Consider the following 23,889-nt stretch of genomic DNA (forward strand, 5'->3'; position numbering starts at 1 on the left):
CTCGTCGGATGGAACTGGAGCTGCGTCACCTGCGGACGCTCTGCGTCATCGCCGAGACCGGCAGCCTCACCAAGGCCGCGACCGTGCTCCGGCTGTCGCAGCCCGCCCTCACCGCTCGGCTCCGGCGGGTCGAGTCCGAGATCGGCGCGGCCCTGTTCGATCGCGGTCCACGCGGTGTGGCGCCTACCGCGGTCGGTGAGTTCGTCCTTGCGCGTGCACGAGCGATCATGCATAGCGTCGCCGACCTGCACATGGGGGCCGCACGCTACTTCGACGCCACCGCGCCCGTGATCGCTCTTGGCGGCGCTGTCGGCTCGGTGTCGGTAGGGCTAGCGGAGCGGATAGGGGAGACGCTCGCAGGTATGGAAGTCCGCCTGACCATGGAGTACTCGCCGCGGCTCCTATGGGATCTCATCGCCGCGGGCAGGCTCGACGCGATCGCCACCGTCGACTACCGGGGATACGAACTCTCCTCGACGTCCGACATCGAGTGCGTCACCATCGCGCGCGAACCCATCTTCGTGGCCCTCGCTGAATGCGACCCGTTGGTCGAACACAGCGAGGTGGCGTTACCTGACCTCGCCGACCGCACATGGGTGATGACGCCTTCGGATGGCGCGGGATGGCCCGACTGCTTCCACGCCGCCTGCGAACACGCCGGGTTCACGCCACGGGTCCGGTACACCTCGCCCAGCACCGAGTCCATCCGTGACCTCGTCGCGGGTAACCGTGCGGTGACAGCCTGCCAAGCCGTCTACCGCGGCGGTGACGGCATCGCGGTTCGACCGCTGACAGGTAGCCCTGTCGAGATGCGCCACGTCTTGGCCTACCGGCGAGAAGGACCGATCGCCGAACACGCGGCATCCGTGATCCAGCTCGCTCAGGACGCTTACTGGGCCTACGCGAAGCAGTACGCCGACCAGTTCGGCGAGCTGCTGCACCACGCCCAGTTAGTCCACTGAGGACCTCTCGCGCCGCAGCAGGTAGGTGTCCATGATCCAGCCCTTGTCCTGTCGGGCCTTGTCCCGCGTGTCCTTGATCTGCTCGGCTACCTCTGAGAGCGGACCGGACACGATGATCTCGTCGGCCGTTCCCACATAAGCGCCCCAGTGAATGTGGATGCTCGGGTCGTCCGCGTAAGCCAGGTAGGCGTCTCTGGCGTCCAGCATCACCACGACGTCGTCAACCCCGTCCGGCCACGCCTGCTCCAACCGCCTGCCGGTTGTCACCTGCACCGCGCCACCGACCTGGTTGAGCGTGGTCCCGCAGCGAGCGGCGAGCGCGGAGACGCTGCTGATCCCCGGGTGCACGCGCACCTCGAACTCCAACCGTCCGCGCGCTCGGATGTCGTCGACCACCGAGATGATGCTGTCGTAGAGCGCTGGGTCACCCCAGACGAGGAACGCCCCGATCTCACCCGGCGCCAGGTGATCGGTCATCAGCTGCTCGCACGCGTCCGCCCGCCGCTTGCGCCAGTCCGCGACCGCCTCGCCGTACCCCGACTCGGTCCGCACCCGCTGCGGGTCCTGCACCCGGGCGAGCCGGTAGCGGCCACCGGGCACGTGCGCCTCCAGGACCACCTGCCGCAGGTCCGAGAGCTCACCGGCCGCGTCCGGCTTGTCGAGGAAGAAGAACACGTCGGCCCGGTTCATCGCGGCCACCGCGGCGACCGTCACGTGGTCGGGGTCACCCGCGCCGATCCCGATGATCTCCACTCGCGTCGCGTCCATGCCAAGACCCTAACCGGGCCCCGACACCCGTCCCGACCACGGCTGACAGGATGGCGGCATGGACAGCCAGCCGCGCCGGGCGCTGGTGCTCGGCGGGACCCGCTCCGGCAAGTCCGCGCACGCCGAGGGCCTGCTGGGCGGGGACACCCCGGTCGACTACCTCGCCACCGCGCGCCGCGACCCGGGTGACGCCGAGTGGTCGGCCCGCATCGCCGAGCACGTGGCCCGCAGGCCGGACCACTGGCGCACCACCGAGGTCCCCGAGGCGGCCGCCCTGGCCGCCTTCCTGCGCGCCGCACGCCCCGACGACCCGCCCGTCCTGGTCGACGACATCGCGACCTGGCTCACGGGGGCGCTCGACGACACCGGTTGGGACCGCGCGCACCGTCCCGAGGTGGCCAGGGACGACCTGGTCGCGGCCGTCGCCGAGTGCCGGACGCGGCTGGTGCTGGTGTCCGCCGAGGTCGGGCTGGGTGTCGTGCCGTCGACCAGCGCGGGCCGCTTGTTCCGGGACGAGTTGGGTGCGCTCAACGCTGCTCTAGCCGCAGAATGCGACGAGGTCCTCTTGCTCGTGGCCGGTATCCCGCTGAGGTTGCGCTGATGAACGCTCTAGACGGCTTGCGGTTGTCCTTCCACTGGCTCACGGTGCTACCGGTTCCCGCGCAGCGAACAGACCTGGATGCCCGTAGGTGGGCCATCGCCACCGCGCCGGTGGTCGGTCTCGTACTGGGCCTCGTGACAGCGGGGCTCTTGTTCTGTCTGAGAGAGATCGGGGTGCCGGGTCTTGTCTCCGGTCTTCTCGCGGTAGGTGCGATCGCGATCTTGACCCGGGGCATGCATCTCGACGGCCTCGCGGATACCGCCGATGGCCTCGGTTGCTACGGGCCTCCAGAGCGGGCGCTCGCGGTGATGAAGGACGGCGGTATCGGCGCGTTCGCGGCCGTTGCCCTTGTCATTGTCATCGGCGTGCAGGCAGCTTCGCTGGCAACGCTGAGCGCGTCCGAGCGACTACCCGCCGTCGTACTCGCTCTTACAGTCGGCAGAGCGGCCTTCTCCTGGTGCTGCCGTCAAGGCGTCCCCGCTGCGCGCCCAGAAGGCTTCGGCGCGCTGGTAGCCGGAACACAGTCGGTAGCCGTGTCCATCGTGTGGACGTTCGTGCTCTGCGTGGCCGGTGTGTTCGTGGTTCCCGGGGTCCCGCTGCTCGGTCCTGCGGGAGTCGTCGTGGCGGCGGCGGTGGTGGTAGGGCTGACCCACCACCTCCACCGCCGCTTCGGTGGAGTCACCGGAGACGTCTTCGGCGCGAACGCCGAGGCAGCCACAACGGCCGTCCTCGTCGTTTGCGCTATCGCCTAGCGGAAGTCATCAGCGTGGTCGGCCGCCCACTCGGCCAACGTCCGCGCGGGCTTGCCCAACACGTCCTCCACAGTCGACAGAGGCGTCTCCGGGACGTCGGCAGCCCCAGCCCAGATCCCCAACAGCCAGTCCGCGACCCACCCGGGCACCTCGGCCTCGACCTCGGCCTTCCACCGCTCCGGTGGCAACTCCTCGAACCGGATCTCCTTGCCGATCGCCACGCCGATCGTCGCGGCCTGCTCGACCTTGGTCCGCGCCTCCGGCCCGGTCAGCGCCAGCACCGTGCCCACGTGCCGGTCCGTGAGCAGCGCCGCCACTGCCACCTCGGCGATGTCGACCTCGTGGATCGCGGTCTGCGCCGCGGACCCGTACGGCTCTCGGACGACACCCTCCGCGCGGATCGACGGAGCCCACTCCAGCAGGTTGGACGCGAACATCCCCGGCCGCAGGTGCGTCCACTCCAAGCCGGAGTCCTCCACCGCCTCTTCCGCTACCCGGTGCGACTCGCCGATCTGGTCGTCGTCGAACCCCACCGACATCGATGACAAGAGGACCACCCGGGTCACACCGGCCCGCTTGGCCTGTTCGAGCACGCTCGCCGTCTTACCCGCCACGAACAGATACAGCCCGTCGACCCCTTCGAACGCGCCCTCCAGCGCCTCGGGGGCGTCCAGATCCCCCTTGACCACCTCCACGCCGCTCGCGAACTCCGCGGCCTCCGGACGGCGGGTCACCGCCCGCACCCGCACCCCGGCCGCCACCAGCCCCGCCACCACGTGCCGCCCGACGCTGCCCGTCGCCCCAGTGACCAGCACTCGCATGGTTCTCCTCCGCTCGGCACCGGATCGCCAAGATCCGGTCCCGGCCGACGCTAGCCACGCGTGGAGCTCGCTCGCACATAGCAATTTGCCGTAGCAAATCGACGGCAGCGTCGGGCGCCCTGCTGTCGTGCGGGGGTGGTGGCGCATCTTGGCCTGCCGAGTCTCGGTAGCGTAAACAGCTCTCCGTCTCATTGGGACGCGTAGGTAGTCCAAACGCACTAGTGCCCGGGCTCGCGCCCGACTATCCGATGTGGACTCTTCGGCCACGCGGTGGGAATCGCTCTTGTGTTACGCGGGTGAGGCGCAACCCGTATGGGTGGTTTTCGGATCGACGAACCCGGGAAACGCTGGCTCCCAGTGATGCGGGGCGGAGAAATTGCCTCATCCTTGTGGCGATCGTTCGGGTCGCTTCCGTCAAATCGAGTGAATCCCCCGGGGTCGGCCGACCACGCCGCGAACAAGATCGCCCACGCTGGTCACGGACTGTCCTTCTCTCGGCCTGACATCACGTGCGTGCGCCGCTGACCAGCGTGTTCTTGCCCGGTAGGGCGACGCGGCCCGGTCACTTCTCTGCTCTGGGTGATGAATTTCGGCTATCCCCACCCGATTGGGTAGGGCGCATGCCAACTTCTGTTTCTCCGCATAAGGTGATCTCAGTTTTCCTCTGCGACGCCAAAGGATTTGCCATGGGCGCGGTGTATCGAACCGGGGTCCAGCGGCGCACCCGAGCGGGTGTGTTCAGCTTGACCGCGGCCTTGCTGGCGACGCTACTTCCCGTCGTCGCGCCCACGCCCGCGCAAGCGATCGTGCGGGCCCCGTTCGACGCGGTGTACTCCACTGAGGACAACGGCGCCATCACGCTCATCGGCGCGAGCAACATGGACTGCCCGACGCTGTCCTCCGGCTGCACCTCCGCGCGGGCGGGCACCGCCACCGGCACGTCCAACAACAACAACGTCTACAACATGGCGTTCGTCGACGTGGACCTCGATCTGTCCACTTCGAACTCCTCGACCGCCACGCTGGCGATGCCCGCCGGGTCCACCGTCCTCAACGCGCGCCTGATCTGGGGTGGGCGCACCGTCGCTGGGGTCAACGGCGTCGCGCCGACCAAGGCCGTCAACACCATCAAGTTCCGCGCTCCCGCCGCCACCTCTTACACCACCCTCACCGCGACCAACCTGATCCAGCCCAGCGCGCTCGTCACCAGCGACGGTGGCCCCTTCCAGGCGTCGGTCGACGTCACCGACATCGTCAAGGCCGGGGGCAACGGCCTCTACATGGGCGCGGACATCGGCGCCGCCACCGGTCAGGACCGCTACGCGGGCTGGTCGCTGATCGTCTCCTACCGCAACCCGTCGCTGCCGCTGCGCAACCTGCGGGTGTTCGAGGGCTTCGCGGACATCACCTCCGCCACCGGCAACAACAGCGTCGACATCCCGGTCACCGGCTTCCTCACGCCGACGACGGGCAACGTCAACGCCTCGGTCGGCGTAGTGGCCTGGGAGGGCGACTACGGCACCACCGGTGACGCGCTGCGCCTGGCGGGCACCACCCTCAGCGACGCGACCCGTCCCGCGGCGAACTTCTTCGACTCGCGCATCAGCGACGCCGGTGTCGACCAGATCGGCCGCAACCCCGCGAACCTGAACAACTTCGGCATCGACATCGGTCGCATCGCCACCACCAACGTGCTCAGCAACGGCAGCACGTCGGCCACCATCAACCTGACCTCCAGCGGCGACTCGTACTACCCCGGCGTGGTCACCAGCCAGATCGACCTGTTCACCCCGTCGTTCAACGCGGTGAGCAAGACCGTGACCAACCTCAACGGCAACAACCCGGCCCAGCCGGGTGACACGCTGGAGTACCGGCTTACCTTCGCCAACACCGGCGGCGACTTCGCCGACACCGCCGTCGTGCGCGACCCGCTCCCCACGGGTCTGACGTTCGTCCCCGGCAGCCTCGTCGTCGAGACCGATCCCGGTGGCGCCACCGGGACCAAGACGGACGCGACCGGTGACGACACGGCCGACTACACAGCAGGGGACAGAACTGTCCGCTACCGGGTGGGTACCGGGGCCAACGCGACCACGGGCGGCACCATCGCGCCCGGCGGATCTGTCGCCACCCGGTTCCGCGCCACGGTCACCCGTGCCGCCGCGGGCTCCACGATCGTCAACACCCCGATCCTCGATTACAAGGCCCGCACGCTCAACCGCAACTACTCGTTCTCCGGCAACGCCGTGAACACGACGGTGACCGCGCTCGCCGATCTCGCCGCAGCCAAGACGGTGGCCTCGCCCACGCAGAACGCGGGCCAGACGGTCACCTACACGATCTCCGCGATCAACAACGGTCCCAACCCCGGCACCGGTGTCACCCTCACCGACACGCTGCCCACCGGCACCACCTACGTCTCCACCGCCCCGCCCGCGGGCGTGACGTGTTCGCCGTCCGGGCAGACGGTCACCTGTTCCCTCGGCACGGTCGCCAACGGCGCCACCGTCGCGATCCCGGTCGTGGCCAGGGTCAACGCCGACACCGCCGGGGGAGTGGTGATCAACTCGGTCCGGGTCGCCGGTACCACCGCCGACGACGTCTCGGTCAACAACACCGCGACCGTCCCGGTGACCGTCACCCAGTCCGCCGACCTGCAGGTCACCAGCTCGCTCAACGGCCCGGTCGTGCCAGGCACCGAGCAGACCGTGCTGACCACCACGGTCACCAACGCCGGTCCGTCGACCGCCCGCGATGTCGTGATCAGCATCCCGCTGCCGGACGGCACCACCGTGGTGTGGGCCACCGACGGCTGCACCGTCAGCGCGGGCACCCTCACCTGCGTCGTCGGCACCCTCGCCCCCGGCGCGAGCTTCACCGCCGACGTCGTGCTCGCCGTCGACCCCGGCTTCGCCGCCCCGACGCTGTCGATCACCTCGTCGGCCTCGGCCAGCACACCGGACCCGGCCAACGGCAACAACTCCTCGACCGCGACGCAGCCCACCGCGCCGCTGGCCGACCTGCGGGTGACCAAGACCGCGTCCACCCCGAACCCGGTCGCGGGCACCAGGACCAACTACACGATCACCGTCACCAACGACGGGCCGTCCGACGCGCGCAACGTGGTGGTCAACGACCCGATCCAGACCGGGGTCTCCGTGGTCAGCGCCAGCCCGCAGTCCGGCACCTGCACCACCGGGTCCACCGTCACCTGCCAGATCGGTGTCGTGCCCGCGGGCGGCTCGGTCACGGTCAGCCTGCGCGTGGCCATCGCACCCGACCGCCCGGCCGGGGAACTGACCAACGCCGCGACCGCGACGACCAGCACCCCGCAGGAGTTCACCGCCAACGACTCGGCCAGCGTGGCCACCGTCGTCGGCCGGGTCAGCGACCTCACCATCACCAAGACCGCGGTCCCGCAGCCGGTCGTGGCGGGCGGGCCGCTGACCTACAACCTGGCCGTGTCCAACCACGGCCCCTCGGTCGCCGACAACGTCGTGGTCACCGACACGCTGCCCCTCGGGCTGACCGCCACCGGTGACCAGGCCACCCAGGGCGCCTGCACCATCGTCCTGCGGACGATCACCTGCCAGGTCGGCACGCTGGCCGTCGACGGAACCGCCGCGATCACCATCACCGCGGACACCCCGGGCATCGTGCCGCCCGCGGGCTTCACCAACACCGCGACGGTCACCTCGACCAGCACCGACCCGAACCCCGCCGACAACACCGCGACGCACGTCTCGACGGTCACCGCGCAGGCCGACCTCGCCGTCACCCAGGTCGTCGCCGCGCCGTCGGTCGTCGCGGGCACCGGCACCCGCTACACCATGACCGTCACCAACGAGGGCCCGTCGGTCGCCCAGGCCGTCACCTCCAGCCAGGCCCTCCCGGCGGGCTTCACCATCGGCACCATCACGCCGACCACCGGCACCTGCCAGATCCAGGCCGGTCGGGTGGTCTGCAACTTCGGCAACCTCGCCGCGGCCGCGGCCGCCTCGGTCACCGTCGACGTGTCCGTCCCCTCGGGACAGGCGCTCGGCTCGACGGGCGCCACCGCCACCGTCGCCTCGACCACCCCGGACCCGACCCAGTCCAACAACACCACCACCACGCTGGTGTCGGTCCGCGCCGAGGCCGACGTGCGCATCGCCAACGTGCAGGCCCCCGGCACCTTCGTCGCCGGTGAGGCGTTCACCCGCACGTTCAGCGTCGGCAACGTCGGCCCGTCCGACGCCCGTGACGTCGCTGTCGTCGCCGACCTCCCGGCCGGTGTCCTCGACCTGGTCGTCGTCCTGGACGGGGTCAGCTGCCCGGTCACCGGCGGCCGGGTGAACTGCGCGGTCGGCACCGTGACCGCCGGTCGGGTGCTCAACGGCACCGTGTCCGGCCGGATCGCCGCGTCGAGCCCGCCGGGCCCGCGCAGCTTCTCCGCGACCATCAGCACCTCCAGCCCGGACCCGGTGCCGCTGAACAACTCCGTCACCGCGGCCACCGCGGTCACCGCGTTCTCCCGCCTGACCATCGACCAGTCGGTCAACCCCTCGCCGCTCGTCGCCGGTGCCCGCGCCACCTACGGCATCGTCGCCGCCAACACCGGCCCGTCCGACGCGACGACCGTCACGGTCACCTACACGGTGCCCACCGAGCTGACGGTCGTGTCCGCGGTCAGCACCCTGGGCACCTGCGCGGTCGCCGGTCAGATCGTCACCTGCGTGCTCGACCGGCTCCCGTCCGGCACCAGCGACGCCCTGTCGGTGACCGTGGACGTGTCGCCGACCGCGACCGGGTCCGTGGAGACCAGGGCCCAGGTCGTCACCGTCAGCCCGAGCCCCGGTGGCGAGGACCAGCTCGACATCCTCACCACGCCCGTCGTGCAGAGCGCCGACCTGGTGCTGACCGGCACGATGTCGCAGAACCCGGTCCGCGCGGGCACCGCGCAGACCTACACCCTGACCGTGTCCAACACCGGTCCGTCGGTCGCCACCGCCGTGGTGCTGTCCGACACGCTGCCCACCGGGATGGTCCTGCTGCCCGGCGGTGTGGCCGTCCAGGGCGGCACCTGCACCCCGACCCCCGACAACACCGGCGTGAACTGCTCGTTCGGCACGATCCCGCCCGGCAGCTCCCGGGTCGTGGTGCTCAACGCACTCGTCCCCGCGGACACCCCGGCGGGCACCGTGCTGACCGACACCGCCGCGGTCGGTTCGCCGACCCCGGACCCGACCCCGGCCAACCGGACGATCTCGCTGGCGGCCACGGTCAGCGCCGACGCCGACCTGGCCATCACCACCAACGCGACCTCGGGCAACGCCGAGGCGGGCCGCGACACCAGCTACACCATCACCGTCGCCAACAACGGCCCGTCGGTCGCCAGGTCGGTGGTCATCTCCGACCCGCTGCCCACCGGGCTGAGCTTCATCTCGGCCGACCCGAGCTGCACCCTGGTCGGCACCGAGGTCCGGTGCGCGATCGGTGACCTGGCCCAGGGCGCGATCAAGACCGTCGCGCTCACCGTCCGCCTCGCCGCCGACTACGCGTCGCCGACCGTGGTCAACACCGCGACGGTCAGCGCGGCCACCTCGGACTCCATCACCATCAACAACTCCAGCTCGGCCATCCAGTCGGTCAGCGCCAACGCCGACCTGCGCTCGGCCATCTCGTTGACCTCCGGGCCGCTGGTCGCGGGCACCCCCGCGACCTACCGAGTCAGCACCACCAACCTCGGCCCGTCGGTCGCCCCGCAGGTCGTGCTCACCGACCCGCTGCCCGCGGGCACCACGTTCGTCAGCGCCACCGCCGCGGGCGGCGGGAGCTGCGTGTTCGACACCGGCGCGGTGCGGTGCACCTGGCCGTCGCTCGCCGTCGGCGCCTCGGTGTCCGCCGACATCACGGTGAACCTGTCCAGCGGCGCCCCCGCCGGGTCCACCGTGTCCAACACCGTCACCGCGGCGGCCGCGGTGGCCGACTCGCACCCGTCCGACAACGCCGCTACCGCTACCGCCACCGTTGGTGCTGTCGCGGACGTCTCCGTCGTCCAGGTGCTCACCTCCGGTGCCCCTGTCGCGGGCGGCAAGCTCACCTGGCAGGCGGTCGTCCGCAACGACGGCCCGTCCTCGGCCTACGGCGTCACCACCACCGACCCGGCCCCGGCCGGTGTCACCTACAGCGCGGTGGCGTCCACCCTCGGCACCTGCTCGATCAACGGCAGCGGGGCCGCGGTCTGCGCCATCGGTGTGCTCGCCTCGGGGGCGACCGCCACGGTCACCGTCACCGGCACGCTCGCCCCCGACTACACCGGCACCGGTGTCACGAACACCGTCACCGTGTCCAGCACCTCCAGCGACCCCGACCCCAGCGACAACACCTCGTCCGCGGTCTCCGACACCACCAGCAGTGCCGACGTGGCCCTCTCGGTGGTCGCGCAGCCCGAGCCGGTCGTGCCGGGTTCGCAGGTGAACTGGACGTTCACCGTCACCAACAGCGGCCCGTCCACTTCACGCGGCGTCGTCGTCAACGACGAACTGCCCGCCGGGGTCACCCCGCGCCCGCAGGCCGGGTGCGCGCTCACCGGCCAGCGCTTCAGCTGCCCGATCGGCGACGTCCCGGTCGGCGGGTCGGCCTCGGTCACCGTCTCCGGCACGCTCGCCGCCGGGTTCAGCGAGGCATCGCTGCGCAACACCGGCACGATCAGCGGCGGCACCGCCGACCCCGACACGCGCGACAACACCGCGACCGCGGTCAGCACGCCGAACCCGCAGGCCGACGTCGCCGTCGTGGTCGTCCAGCCCGCCAACACCGTCGCGGGCCAGCCGGCAACCTGGACCGTGCGGGTCAGCGACGCGGGCCCCTCCGACGCGGTCGGCACCACCGTCACGGTCGCGATCCCCGCGTACCTCAACAACGCGTCCGTCCGCTGGCCGTCCGGGGTGTGCACCGTCGCGGGCGCCATCGCGACCTGTCCGATCGGCATCGTCACCGCCGGGCAGACCATCGACGTCACGCTCACCGGCACCATCGATGCCGCCTACTCCGGCCCGCTCACCGTCGGCGCGGAGGCCATCGCGCAGACCCCCGACCCGAGCCTGTCCAACAACGTCGCCGACGCCGTCTCCTCGGCCAGCCGGGCCGCGGACCTCGTCACCACCCTCACCGCCCCGACCGGTGCCGTGCCAGGCACCCGGCTGACCTGGGTGCTCAGCTCGCGCAACCTCGGCCCGTCGACCGCGGACGGCGTCACGCTCACCGCCACCCTCCCCCAGGGCGTCAGCGCGATCACCGCGACCACCCAGGCGGGCACCTGCACGGTGACCGGCCGCGACATCAGCTGCCCGGTCGGCGCCATCGCCCCCGGTGTCACCGTGCTGGTGACCCTGTCCGGGCTGCTCGCCTCGAACGTCACCGCGCCGACCATCACCGCCTCCGGCTCGTCCGCGTCGAGCACCCCCGACCCCGACTCGGCCAACAACTCGACCAGCACGAGCTCGCCGGTCACCCCGCAGGCGAACCTGCACGTCGCCAAGGCGGTCACCAGCGGCATCCCGGTGCAGGGCGCGCCGATCGTGTTCGCCATCGAGGTGAGCAACGGCGGCCCGTCCGACGCCCAGTCGGTCACCCTCGCCGACACGGTGCCCGCCACCGTCGGCCAGCTCACCGTCCAGACCCCGGTAGGCACCTGCACGCTGACCGGGCAGGACCTCGCCTGCGCCCTGGGCACCGTCGCCGCGGGCGCGCCGCCGATCACGGTGACCGTGCGCGGTGTGCTGGCCGACGGCGCGGGTGACACGGTCTCCAACACCGCCTCGGTGTCGAGCCCGACGCCGGAGGTGGACGGCTCGGACAACTCCGGGTCGGTCACCGCGTCGGCGACCGAGTCGGCCGACCTGTCCATCGGGGTCGCGGTGCCCGGCACCGTGGTCGCGGGCAGGCCGCTGACCTACACCGTCACCGTCACCAACGACGGCCCGTCCACCGCGGACGCGGTCGCCCTCGACGGTGTCCTGCCCGCGGGCCTGCTCGGCCTGACCAGCGACCGGCCGTCCTGCCAGAACCTCACCGCGTGCTCGCTCGGCGACATCGCGCCGGGCGCCTCGGTCGTGGTCCGGTTCACCGGCACGGTCGACCCGAACTACGCGGGCTCCACGCTGGAGTCCCGGATCACCGTCTCGTCGCCGATCCCCGACTCGGACGGCCGGGACAACTCGGCCGCGTCCACCGTCGCGGTCACCACCTCGGCCGACCTGGCGACCGGGCTCTCGGTCGACCCGAACCCGGTCGCGCCGGGCACCACGCTGCTCTACACCGCCACCATCAGCAGCCAGGGCCCGTCCAGCACCCAGGGCGTGGTGACCTTCTCGCCGCTGCCCGACGGCACAGACATCGGCGGGCCGATCACCTCGACCCAGGGCACCTGCTCGATGATCGGCCGCAGCGTGGTCTGCGACCTGGGCCGGATCGACCCGACCACCGCCGTGATCGTGCGGATCCCGGTCCTGGTCGCCTCGTCGTTCGCCGACGGCAACATCGTCAAGTCCATCTCGGTGCAGGGCTCGACCAACGACCCCGACCAGAGCAACAACTCGGCCAGCGCCGAGGCCGCGGTCGTCCGGGTGGCCGACCTGTCGGTCGACCTGACCGCGCCCGCCGAGGTCGTCCCCGGCGACACCGCGACCTGGGACCTGAAGGTGGTCAACTCCGGGCCGTCCGACGCCCCGGTGACCGTCGTGCACACCCTGCCCGCGGGCGTCGGTGAGATCACCGCGATCGCCTCCGGCGGCACCTGCACGGTCGTCGACCAGACCGTCCGCTGCGACCTGGGCACCGTCGGCGCGGGCAACACCGCGACCGTCACGGTCTACGGCATGCTCGTCCCGGACATCACCGCCGCGCAGCTGACCAGCGGCGTGGTCCTGGAGTCGGTCGTCGCCGAACCGACCAACGCCCAGCCGGACGGCCGCAGCGACAGCGCCTCGAGCACGGTGCGGCCGCGCGCCGACATCTTCGTCGAGGTCGTCTCCGACACCCCGACGGTCACCCCCGGCCAGCAGGCGACCTGGACGGTGACGGCGATCAACGCCGGTCCGTCGACCGCCCGCGACATCGTGGTCACCGCGGTCGCCCCGGCGGGCACCACCGGCGCGACCCTCACCGGGCCGCCCGGGGTCACCTGCGACAGCGCCGCCCTGCGGTGCGTCATCCCCGCGCTCACCCCGGGCAAGGAGGGCAGCGCGCAGCTCACCCTGCGCGCCACCGTTCCCGCGGACTTCTCGGCGCCGCTGGTCGACGCCGAGGCGACCGTCGCCAGCCCGGTGGAGGACCCGAACCCCGGTGACAACACCGCCACCGCGAGCACGCCGGTCAGCCCCACCGCCGACCTGCGGATCGTCGTCGCGGTGACCCCGACGCCGATCGTGGCGGGCGGCCCGGTGGCCCTCACCGCGACGATCACCAACGCCGGTCCGTCGGTCGCGGCGGGCACCACCTTCACCCTCCCGGTGCCGGTCGGGCTCGAGAACGTCACCGTGGAGGCGCCCCCCGGCGTCACCTGCGACACCACCGTGGCCTGCGCCGTGGGGACCCTGCCGGTCGGCGACATCCAGATCGTCATCCGCGGCCAGGTATCGCCCACCTACACCGAGAACACGCTGACCGTGTCGGCGTCGGTGTCCTCCGACGCCGGCGACCCCAACCCGGGCGACAACACGACCACCACCGTCTCCCAGTCCGAGGTCTCCGCCGACCTCGGCGTCACCGCCACCATCGACCCGGCCGCCCCGGTCGCCGGATCCCCGGTGACGGTCACCGCGACCGTGCGGGCGAACGGCCCGTCCACCGCGACCGACGTGACCTTCACGCTGCCGATCCCGGCCGAACTGCGCGACGTGCAGGTCACCGCGCCCCCGGGCGTCACCTGCGACCCGACCGTCGCCTGCGCCGCGGGCACCATGCTGCCCGGTACCGAGATCACCGTGATCGTGCGCGGTGTGCTCGCCCCCGACTTCACCGGCGGCACGCTGGCGCTGACCGCCTCGGTCGACGCGTCCAGCCCCGACAACAACCCGACCAACGACTCCGCCACCGCGACCTCGTCGACCTCGTCGTCGGCCGACCTGTCGGTCGTCACCGCGGTCGCCCCCAGCCCGCTCACCGCGGGCTCGCCGGTCACCCTGACCTCGACGATCCGCAACGGTGGGCCGTCCACGGCCACGGGTGTCGTGTTCACCCTGCCGGTGCCCGCCGGGCTGGAGGACATCACCGTCGAGGCCCCCGCCGGGGTCACCTGCGACAACTCCGTCCGGTGCACCGCCGCGAGTGTGGCGCCGGGCCAGGACCTGGTGGTCACCGTGCGCGGCCGGGTCAAGGCGGACGTCACCGCCCCGGACATCACCGTCACCTCGACGGTCAACTCCCCGGTGAGCGACCCGTCGCCCGCCGACAACAGCAGCACCGCCACCACCGGTGTCGGCGTCGCCGGGGACGTGCGCGTCGCGCTCGTCGTCGACCCGCAGCCGCTGGTCGCCGGGTCGCCGGTGACCGTCACCGCGACCGTGCGCAACGAGGGCCCGTCCACCGCGACCGGCACCACCTTCACCCTCCCGGTGCCCAGCGGTCTTGTCGCCGTCGAGGTCACCGCGCCCGCGGGCGTGACCTGTGACGAGAGCGTCGCCTGCACGGTCGGCACCCTCGCCCCCGGCACCGAGTCCGTGATCACCGTGCGGGCCAGGGTCGCCCCCGGGTTCACCGGCCAGGACATCACCCTGACCGGATCGGCGGCCACCACCAGCGCCGACCCGACGCCCGCCAACAACACCGCCACCACGACCACGCCGGTCGGCGCGAACGCGGGCGTCTCCGTGGCGCTCGCCGTCGACCCGGCCACGGTGACCCCGGGTACCCCGGTCACCGCCACCGCGCGGGTCAGCAACGCGGGCCCGTCCACCGCCGCGGGCGTCACCCTGGCGATCCCGGTGCCCGCGGGCCTGACGAACGTCGTGGTCAACGCCCCGGTCGGCGTCACCTGCGACACCTCGGTGGCCTGCACCATCGGCTCGATCGAGCCGGGCGCCGACGTCGTCATCACCGTCACCGGCGTGCTCGACCCGGCGTACCCGGGCAACGCGATCACGCTGACCGCCACCTCGGGTTCGACCACACCGGACCCGACCCCCGGTGACGGGGCCGCCTCGGTGACCAGGCCGGTCGCCGCGTCGGCCGACCTCGACGCCCTGCTCGACATCACCCAGGCCAACCCGGTCGCGGGCAGCCCGATCGAGATCGTCGCCGACGTGGTCAACCGCGGCCCGTCCACCGCGGTCGGCGCCACCCTGGCCATCCCGGTGCCCGCGGGCGTGATCACCGTCAGCGTCACCGCGCCAGCCGGGGTGAACTGCGACAGCGGCGTGTTCTGCACCCTCGGCACGCTGGCGCCCAACGCCTCCGTGCGGGTCGTGCTGCGCGGCACCGTCGCGCAGGACGTGACCGCGCCGATCACCGCCACCGCGACGGCCACCGCCCAGACGCCCGACCCGACGCCGGGCAACAACTCGTCCACCGACACCGGCACGACCGCCACCTCGGCGGACCTGGCGTTCACCGCTGAGGTCAACCCGGACCCGATCACCGCGGGCACCGCCGTCGCGGTCACCACCACGCTGACCAACAACGGCCCGTCCGCCGCGACCGGCGTCAGCTTCACCGTCCCGGTGCCCGCGGGCCTCACCGGCGTCACCGTGGACGCGCCCGCCGGGGTCACCTGTGACACCGCGGTCGCCTGCACCGTCGGGACCGTTCCGGCGGGCGGCACCGTGACCGTGGTCGTCCGCGGCACCGTCGCCCCGACCGTCACCAGCCCGTTGACCTTCACCGGCTCCGCGACCTCCGCGGTGACCGACCCGAACACCGCCGACAACGCGTTCAGCGTGACCGGCACCGTGGGCACCGCGGCCGACCTCGGCGTCACGCTCGCCTACGAGCCCGGTGCGGTGGTCGCCGGTTCCCCTGTCGCCGCCAAGGTGACGGTGCGCAACGCGGGTCCGTCCACCGCGGCGGGCACCACGCTGTCGCTGCCGCTGCCCGCCGGGATCGTCGACGTCGAGGTGCTCGCCCCGGCCGGGGTCAGCTGCACCACCGGCGTCTCCTGCACCTACGGGGACCTCGCGCCGGGCGCGTCCGTGGAGATCACGGTGCGCGGCCGGATCGCCCCCGACTTCAGCGCGCCCGACCTCACGCTGACCGCCACGACCGCGACCGCCGCGAACGACCCGTCGGCCGCGAACAACACCGCGACCGCGACCACCGCGGTCGCCAGCTCCGCCAACCTGTCGGTCGTCTCCACGCTGGACCCGACCGCCCTGGTCGCCGGGTCGCCGTTCACCTCGGTGACCACGATCTCCAACAGCGGCCCGTCCACCGCGACCGGCGCCACCTTCACCCTGCCCATCCCGGCGGGTGTCACCGGCGTCGAGGTGCTCGCCCCGGCGGGTGTCTCCTGCGACACCTCGGTGAAGTGCACCATCGGCTCGGTCGCCCCCGGCACCGACGTGCGGGTCGAGGTGCGCGGCACCGTCGACCCGGCCTTCACCGGCCCGTCGCTGGCGTTCACCCCGAGCGCCACGGCCACCACCGCCGACCCGAACCCGGCCGACAACTCGACCACGGTCACCGGCACCGTCGGCGTGACCGCCGATCTGAGGGTCACGGTCACCCCGAACCCGCTCAGCCTGGTCTCCGGCGAGGCGTTCACCACGACCGTCAGCGCCCGCAACGACGGCCCGTCGGTCGCCACCGGCGTCACGCTGACCCTGCCGATCCCGGCCGGGGTGGTCGACGTCGAGGTCGTCGCCCCCGCGGGCGTCACCTGCGACACGACGGTCGCCTGCACCGTCGGGTCCCTCGCGCCGAACACCCAGGTCGACGTCCTCGTCCGGGCCAGGGTCGCGCAGGACTTCGCGGGCACCGGGCTGGTGTTCACCGGCTCGGTCGCCTCGCCGACCGCCGACCAGGACACGGCCGACAACAGCACCACGGTGCCGGTCCAGGTCAACGCCTCCGCCGACCTGAGCGCGTCCACCACCGTCGACCCGGCAGGCGGGTTGACCGCGGGCTCGCCGGTCACGATCACCACCACCATCCGCAACGCAGGCCCGTCGGCCGCGGTCGGGACCACCTACACCTTCCCGGTGCCCGCGGGTCTGATCGACGTCCTGGTGACCGCCCCCGCCGGGGTCACCTGCGACACCTCGGTCACCTGCACCGTCGGCTCGGTCGACGCGGGCGAGCAGCTCGTGATCACCGTGACCGGCCGGGTCGCGCCGGACTTCACCGGCGGGTCGCTGACCTTCGACACCGCGGTGTCGTCGCCGACACCGGACCCGGACCCGACGGGCAACAGCAGCAGCACGACCCGCCCGGTCGCCGTCAACGCCGACCTGTCCGCGCAGCTGTCGGTCGACCCGGGCACGCTCACCGCCGGGTCCGCGTTCACCGCGACCGCGACCCTGCGCAACGTGGGCCCGTCGACCGCGACCGGCGTCACCTTCGCCGTGCCGCTGCCCGCCGGTGTCGGCAACGTCGAGGTCGTCGCCCCCGCGGGCGTCACCTGCACCACCGCCGTGGTCTGCACCGCGGCCACGGTCGCCCCCGGCGCCACCACCGTGATCACCATCCGCGGCACCGTCGACCCGGCCTTCACCGGGAGCACCCTGCCGTTCAGCGCCACCGCGTCCTCGCCGACGCCGGACGCCTCGCCCGGCAACAACACCGCGGGCTACGACGCGGCGACCGGCGCCTCGGCCGGGCTGTCCGTGCAGACCGTCGTCGACCCGGTCGGGTTGACCGCGGGCTCGCCGTTCAGCGCGACGACCACCATCCGCAACGCCGGACCGTCGGTCGCCGCGGGTGTCACCTTCACCCTGCCGATCCCGGCGGGCGTGGTCGACGTCGAGGTCGTCGCCCCGGCCGGGGTCACCTGCGACACCACCGTCGCGTGCACCGTCGGACCGCTCGCCGCTGGTAGCGACGTCGTGGTGGTCGTGCGGGGCCGGGTGGACGCGGGCTTCACCGGCGGCAGTGTGAGCCTGACCGCCGGCGCCACCAGCTCCACCCCGGACTCGAACCAGGCGGACAACTCCACCACGGTGGTGTCCCCGGTCGCGGTCACCGCCGACCTCGGGGTCGTCGTCACCGCCGACCAGAGCTCGCTCACCGCCGGATCGCCGGTCGCGATCACCACGACGGTCAGCAACGCGGGCCCGTCCACCGCCACCGGTGTCGCCGTCACCATCTCGGTGCCCGCGGGCCTGACCAACGTGGTCGTCAACGCCCCGGTGGGCGTCACCTGCGACACCGCCGTGTCCTGCACGATCAGCTCCCTCGCCGCCGGTGCGAACACGGTGATCACGGTGCGCGGCACGGTGTCGCCGACCTTCACCGGCTCCGACCTGCCGTTCACCGGCGCCGTGTCCTCCGGCGCGGGTGACCCGGCGCCGAGCGGGAACACCAGCACGATCACCCTGCCGGTCACCGTCGCCGCCGACCTGGCGCTGGTGTCGCTGACCGGTCCCGCGACCGCCGTCGCGGGCACCCCGATCGCGGTCACCGCGACCCTGCGCAACGCGGGTCCGTCGACCGCCGCGGGCGCCACGTTCACCCTGCCGATCCCGGCCGGGCTGACCGGCGTCCAGGTCACCGGCCCGGCCGGGGTCACCTGCGACAGCACCGCGGTCTGCACCCTGGGCGACCTCGCCCCGGGCGCGGAGATCACCATCGCGGTCACCGGCACGATCGCCCCGACCTACACCGGACCGGGGCTGACCTTCACCGGCACGCTGGACTCGCCGAGTGCCGACCCGACCCCGGGCAACGACTCGGCCACCGCCACCACGGCGGTGACGGTCGCGGCGAACCTCGCGGTCACCAGCGCGCTCGACTCGACCTCGGTCACCGCGGGCACGACGGTCAAGCACACCGTGACCATCCGCAACAACGGCCCGTCCACCTCCGGACCGGTCACCGTCGACCTGCCGGACCTGGCCGGGGTCACCGTCACCGACGTCCAGTACACCGCGCCCGGTGGCGTGAGCTGCGTGGCGCGCTCGGTGAGCTGCACCATCGACCCGCTGGCGCCTGGCGCGTCCGCGCAGATCGTGGTCGTTGCCGCGGTCGCCGCGGACTTCACCGGCTCGTCGCTGACCTTCACCGCCGCGGCGTCCTCGCCGTCGCCCGACCCGTCGACCGCGGACAACAGCGCGTCGGCGACCGCCACGGTGACCGCGTCGGCCAACGTCGGCGTGACCGCGGCGCTCGACCCGACCGCCCTGGTCGCCGGGTCGCCGGTGCGGGTCACCGCGACCATCAGCAACACCGGTCCGTCCACCGCGAGCGGCGTGACCTTCACCCTGCCGATCCCGGCTGGCGTGCAGAACGTCACCGTCACCGCCCCGACTGGCGTGACCTGCGACAACACCGTCAGCTGCACCGCGGCGAGCCTGGCGCCCGGCGCCACCATCGACCTGGTGATCAACGGCGTCGTCGCGCCGAACGCCAGTACGAACGCGCTGACCTTCACCGCCACCGCGGGCTCGGCCACCCCCGACCCCGACGGCAGCGGCACGGTGACCCTCAACGCCGGGGTCACCTCGTCGGCCGACCTGTCGATCAACACCACCTTCGCCCCGGGCACGCTGACCGCCGGGGAGAACTTCACCGCCACGACCGTGATCGCCAACGGCGGCCCGTCCACCGCCACCGGGGTGAGCTTCACCCTGCCGATCCCGCCCGGTGTCGACGGCGTGACGGTCACCGCGCCGCCTGGCGTGACCTGTGACAACAGCGTCAGCTGCACCATCGGCGACGTGGCGCCGGGTACCACTCTGACCGTCGTGGTCACCGGCCGGGTCACCCCGACCACCACGACGCCGCCCACCTTCACCGCCACCGTGTCCTCGCCGACCCCGGGCCCGGACCCGGCCGACCGCACGGTGACGATCACGCCGCCGCTGGTGGTCAGCGCGGACCTGCGCACCACCGTCGTGCTCGACCCGGCCACCCCGACCGCGGGCTCGCCGCTGTCGGCGACCGTCACCGTCGCCAACAGCGGGCCGTCCGCCGCGACCGGCGTGGTCGTCGTGATCCCGGTGCCCGCCGGGCTCACCGGCGCGGACTTCGTGGTCCCGCCGGGCGTCACCTGCGACGCGGCGGGCACGTGCGTGATCGCCAGCGTCGCCCCCGGCGCCCAGGTCTCGATCGTGCTGCGCGGGACGGTCGACCCGGCCGCGACCGGTGACCTGACGGTGAGCGCCTCGGCGACCTCGCCCGCCACCGACTCGACGCCGACCGACAACTCCTTCACCGCCACCGCGCCGGTGACCGCCAACGCCGACCTGGTCGCCACCGCGGTGGTCACCTCCGGCCCGCCGGTCGCGGGCTCGCCGGTCACGATCACCGCGACCGTCACCAACGGCGGCCCGTCCACCGCGACCGGCGTCACCTTCACCATCCCGCTGCCGCCGGGCCTGCAGCAGGTCCAGGTCACCGCGCCCGCCGGGGTCACCTGCGACACCACGGTGCTGTGCACCGTCGGGACGCTCGCCCCGGGCGCCGCGGTGACCGTGGTGGTCCAGTCGGTGCTCGCCGCCGACGCGACCGGCCCGATCGAGATCACCGCGACCGCCGACTCGGCCACCGCCGACGCCGACGAGACCGACAACACCATCACGGTGTCCAACGCGGTCACCGCCGTCGCCGACCTGACCGTCACCGCCGACATCGGCCCGGACCGGGTCGTGGCGGGTTCCGCGGCGACGATCACCGCGACCGTGGCCAACGCCGGACCGTCGGTGGCCACCGGGGTGACCATCACCATCCCGGTGCCCGCGGGCCTGCTCGACGTCGTGGTCACCGCCCCGCCGGGCGTCACCTGCGACACCACCGTCACCTGCACCGTCGCGTCGCTGGCCCCCGGTGCCTCGGTCGAGGTCCTGGTGACCGGCACGGTCGCGCCCGAGCAGACCACGCCGCTGACCAGCACCGTCACGGTCGACTCCGCCGCGAGCGACCCGAACGGCGCGGGCAACACCGTGGCGCTGTCCGAGCCGGTCGCCGCGGACGCCGACCTGTCGATGGTGCTGGACTTCACCGCCGACACGCTGACCGCGGGCGCCCCGGCGGTCGTGGTCGCCAAGGCGCGCAACGCCGGTCCGTCCACCGCGGTGGCCGTCCGGCTGGCGCTGGGTCTGCCCGGTGAGTTCGAGAACATCGTGATCCTCGCGCCCAACGGGGTCACCTGTGACACCACCATCGCCTGTGAGCTCGGCCCGTTGGCGCCCGGCGCCGAGGTCGTGATCGAGGTCCGCGGCGTGTTCAGCTCCGACGTCGCCGGTGACGCCACCGTGGTCGGCATCGTCGAGTCCACGACGAACGACCCGGTGCCGGGCAACGAGTCGGTGATCGTCACCCAGGCGGTCTCCACCGAGACCGACGTGTCCATCACCAAGGGCGGCCCGACGCAGATCACCGCGGGCCAGAACATCACCTGGACGCTGGCGGTGCACGCGGACGGCCCGTCCGACGCGCGCAACGTGGTCGTGGTCGACACCCTGCCCAAGGGCGTCACCCCGGTCAGCGCCGACCCGGCCTGCGTGCTCACCGACCGCACCTACCGCTGCGCGCTGGGCACCCTCGCCCAGGGCGGCGACCGGGCGCTCACCATCACCGCCCAGGTCGACCCGGAGTTCAGCGACCAGCAGCTGGACAACGCCGCGTCGGTGACCACCACGGTGTCCGACACCGACGTCTCGAACAACACCAGCCTGGCCGTCACCCAGGTCGCCCAGATCGCCGACCTGTCCATCGACAAGTCGCTGAGCCCCGACCCGGTCACCCCCGGCCAGCAGGCCACCTACACCATCGAGGTCATCAACTTCGGGTACTCGACCGCGACCAACGTGGTCATCACCGACCCGATCGGCCCCGGCCTCACCCCGGTGTCGGCGACCGCGACCGCGGGCACCTGCGCCATCACCGGCCAGGTCGTGACCTGCACCCCGGGCTCCATCGGGCCCGACGGCGACGTGACGGTGACGATCGTGGTCGACGTCGACCCCGGCTTCGTGCCGAACACGATCAGCAACACCGCCACCGTGGTCTCCGACGTCACCGAGGCCGACCCGTCGGACAACACGGTGTCCATCGCGGGCTCCGCGGCGGCGATCACCGACCTCGGCCTGGCCATGACCCCGGACCGACCGCTGTACGCGCCGGGCGACCCGATCAACTGGCTGCTGACCATCACCAACAACGGCAGCTCCACGGCCAGGGAGGTCGTGCTCACCGACCAGCTGCCCGCCAACGTCGAGGGCGTCGTGGTGCCCGCGGGCTGCGTGCTCACCACCAACCGCCTGGTCTGCGACCTCGGTGACCTCGCGCCGGGTGACTCCGCGACGGTGCTGATCACCGGCCAGGTGCGGGCGAACGCCACCTCCGGCTCGATCGTCAACACGGCCTCGGTGGTGTCGTCGACCGCGGAGCAGAGCCCGACCGACAACTTCGCGTCCTCGACCAGCACCGTCGACGCCCAGGTCGACCTGCAGGTCAGCAAGACCGTGGACGGCCCGATCGTCGCCGGTGACGACGCGACCTGGGTGGTGGTGGTGACCAACGCGGGCACCAGCGCCGCGGCCGACGTGGTCATCACCGACGCGCTGCCCACCGGTGCCACCTACGTCTCGGCCACCGGGGCCACCTGCACCGCCACCGACAGCGTCGTCAGCTGCGGCATCGGCACCCTCGCCGCGGGCGCCACCGCCACGGTCCGGCTCACCGCCGCGATCGACCCGGCGGTGGCCGGTGACACGCTGGTCAACTCGGTGCTGGCCACCTCGTCCTCGGCGGACGCCAACACCGCCGACGATGACGCCGTGTCCAGCGAACCGGTCCAGCGCCGCACCGCGCTCTCGGTGGTCAAGACCGCCGACAAGACGACGGCCGCGGTGGGCGACGAGATCAACTGGATCGTCGTGCTCAGCAACGCGGGCCCGTCCACCGCGCCCGCGGTGACGGTCACCGACGAGCTGCCTGCCGGGGTCACCCTGATCTCCGCGGTGACCAGCACCGGCACCTACGACCCGGCGTCGGGCGTGTGGCGCCTGGACGCGATCACCCCGGGGGAGCAGCCCACGCTGCGGGTCGCCGCCCGCATCGACCGGGTCGGCTCGCTGGTCAACATCGCCACCCTGACCGCGGCGGACGTCATCGACTCCGCGGACACCGACGACACCGCCACCGCGTCCACCGAGGTCAGCGCGGCGGACACCGACGACGACCCGGGCACCCCGGTACCGGACACCGACACCGACACCTCCGGCCAGCAGCCGGACCCGACCGACCCCGAGGACCAGGACCTCAGCTACACCGGTTTCGCCCTGCTGCGGTGGCTCACCGTCGGCCTGCTGCTGACCGTGGCCGGTGTCGGCATGGTCTACCACTCGCTGCGGCGGGGTAAGCGGTCGTGAGCTGCCCCGGCCCTATCCCGACCACGGCGTTCGGCGCGGCCAACCTGGCCGCCCGCGCGCCGGGTCGGGCGGAAGGAGGCAACGCCGTGACGCGGATCGTCGTCGCGGAGGACGACCCGGACCTGCGTGACCTGCTCGAGTTCAAGCTCGTGCAGGCCGGGTACGAGGTCACCGCCGTGAGCACCGGTCGCGAGGCACTCGACGAGGCCGCGGCCGCGCAGCTGTTCCTGCTCGACGTGACCCTGCCGGACATGACCGGCCTGCAGGTGTGCACCCTGCTGCGCGCCGAGGTCGCCACCAGGGACACCCCGGTCGTCCTGCTGACCGGGCACACCCAGGAGGCCGATGTCGAGGCGGGCCGGTCGAGCGGGGCGAGCGACTACATCTTCAAGCCGTTCAGCCCGCGCGACCTCGTCGACCGCATCGGCGCGCTGCTGACCGGCGGCGGCGAACCGCCGGGCCGGTGATGTCGAGCCG

At 72.5% G+C, this 23,889-nt stretch carries 7 protein-coding genes; 5 read left to right on the forward strand and 2 right to left on the reverse strand.

Annotation, left to right across the window (positions count from 1 at the left end):
* Window positions 1–8 precede the first annotated feature (8 nt).
* Window positions 9–962: a LysR family transcriptional regulator gene (locus CLV68_RS14615; RefSeq protein WP_121390834.1), complete on the forward strand. Its 954-nt coding sequence runs from the start codon at window positions 9–11 to the stop codon at window positions 960–962.
* Here the strand turns inward: CLV68_RS14615 and cobF are convergent.
* On the reverse strand, window positions 951–1,730 hold the full coding sequence (gene cobF / locus CLV68_RS14620; protein ID WP_121390835.1) for a precorrin-6A synthase (deacetylating): 780 nt from the start codon (window positions 1,728–1,730) through the stop codon (window positions 951–953). The genes CLV68_RS14615 and cobF overlap by 12 nt on opposite strands.
* Before the next feature lie 58 nt (window positions 1,731–1,788).
* On the opposite strand from cobF, the gene cobU reads away from it, so the two are divergent.
* A complete protein-coding gene (gene cobU / locus CLV68_RS14625) occupies window positions 1,789–2,331 on the forward strand; it encodes a bifunctional adenosylcobinamide kinase/adenosylcobinamide-phosphate guanylyltransferase (RefSeq protein WP_121390836.1) in 543 nt (180 codons plus the stop codon).
* Complete coding sequence (cobS, locus tag CLV68_RS14630; RefSeq protein WP_121390837.1) at window positions 2,331–3,083, forward strand: adenosylcobinamide-GDP ribazoletransferase; 753 nt, start codon at window positions 2,331–2,333, stop codon at window positions 3,081–3,083. The genes cobU and cobS overlap by 1 nt, the downstream gene beginning before the upstream one ends.
* Here cobS and CLV68_RS14635 read toward each other — a convergent pair.
* A complete protein-coding gene (locus tag CLV68_RS14635; protein ID WP_121390838.1) occupies window positions 3,080–3,904 on the reverse strand; it encodes an NAD(P)H-binding protein in 825 nt (274 codons plus the stop codon). The two genes, cobS and CLV68_RS14635, sit on opposite strands and share 4 nt — an antisense overlap.
* A gap of 686 nt (window positions 3,905–4,590) precedes the next feature.
* Here CLV68_RS14635 and CLV68_RS14640 point away from each other — a divergent pair.
* Window positions 4,591–23,412 (forward strand): CARDB domain-containing protein, encoded by an 18,822-nt coding sequence (locus CLV68_RS14640; protein ID WP_170224310.1) that lies wholly within the window; start codon window positions 4,591–4,593, stop codon window positions 23,410–23,412.
* Window positions 23,409–23,879 (forward strand): response regulator transcription factor, encoded by a 471-nt coding sequence (locus CLV68_RS14645; RefSeq protein WP_246009812.1) that lies wholly within the window; start codon window positions 23,409–23,411, stop codon window positions 23,877–23,879. The genes CLV68_RS14640 and CLV68_RS14645 overlap by 4 nt, the downstream gene beginning before the upstream one ends.
* The last annotated feature ends 10 nt before the right edge of the window (window positions 23,880–23,889 follow it).

The organism is Actinokineospora cianjurensis (assembly GCF_003663795.1).
GTDB classification, from domain to species: Bacteria; Actinomycetota; Actinomycetes; order Mycobacteriales; family Pseudonocardiaceae; genus Actinokineospora; species Actinokineospora terrae.

Coding starts and splice junctions, on each gene's coding strand:
- CLV68_RS14615 (WP_121390834.1), top strand. CDS start 9: ATGGAACTGGAGCTGCGTCACCTGCGGACGCTCTGCGTCATCGCCGAG.
- cobF (WP_121390835.1), bottom strand. CDS start 1,730: ATGGACGCGACGCGAGTGGAGATCATCGGGATCGGCGCGGGTGACCCC.
- cobU (WP_121390836.1), top strand. CDS start 1,789: ATGGACAGCCAGCCGCGCCGGGCGCTGGTGCTCGGCGGGACCCGCTCC.
- cobS (WP_121390837.1), top strand. CDS start 2,331: ATGAACGCTCTAGACGGCTTGCGGTTGTCCTTCCACTGGCTCACGGTG.
- CLV68_RS14635 (WP_121390838.1), bottom strand. CDS start 3,904: ATGCGAGTGCTGGTCACTGGGGCGACGGGCAGCGTCGGGCGGCACGTG.
- CLV68_RS14640 (WP_170224310.1), top strand. CDS start 4,591: ATGGGCGCGGTGTATCGAACCGGGGTCCAGCGGCGCACCCGAGCGGGT.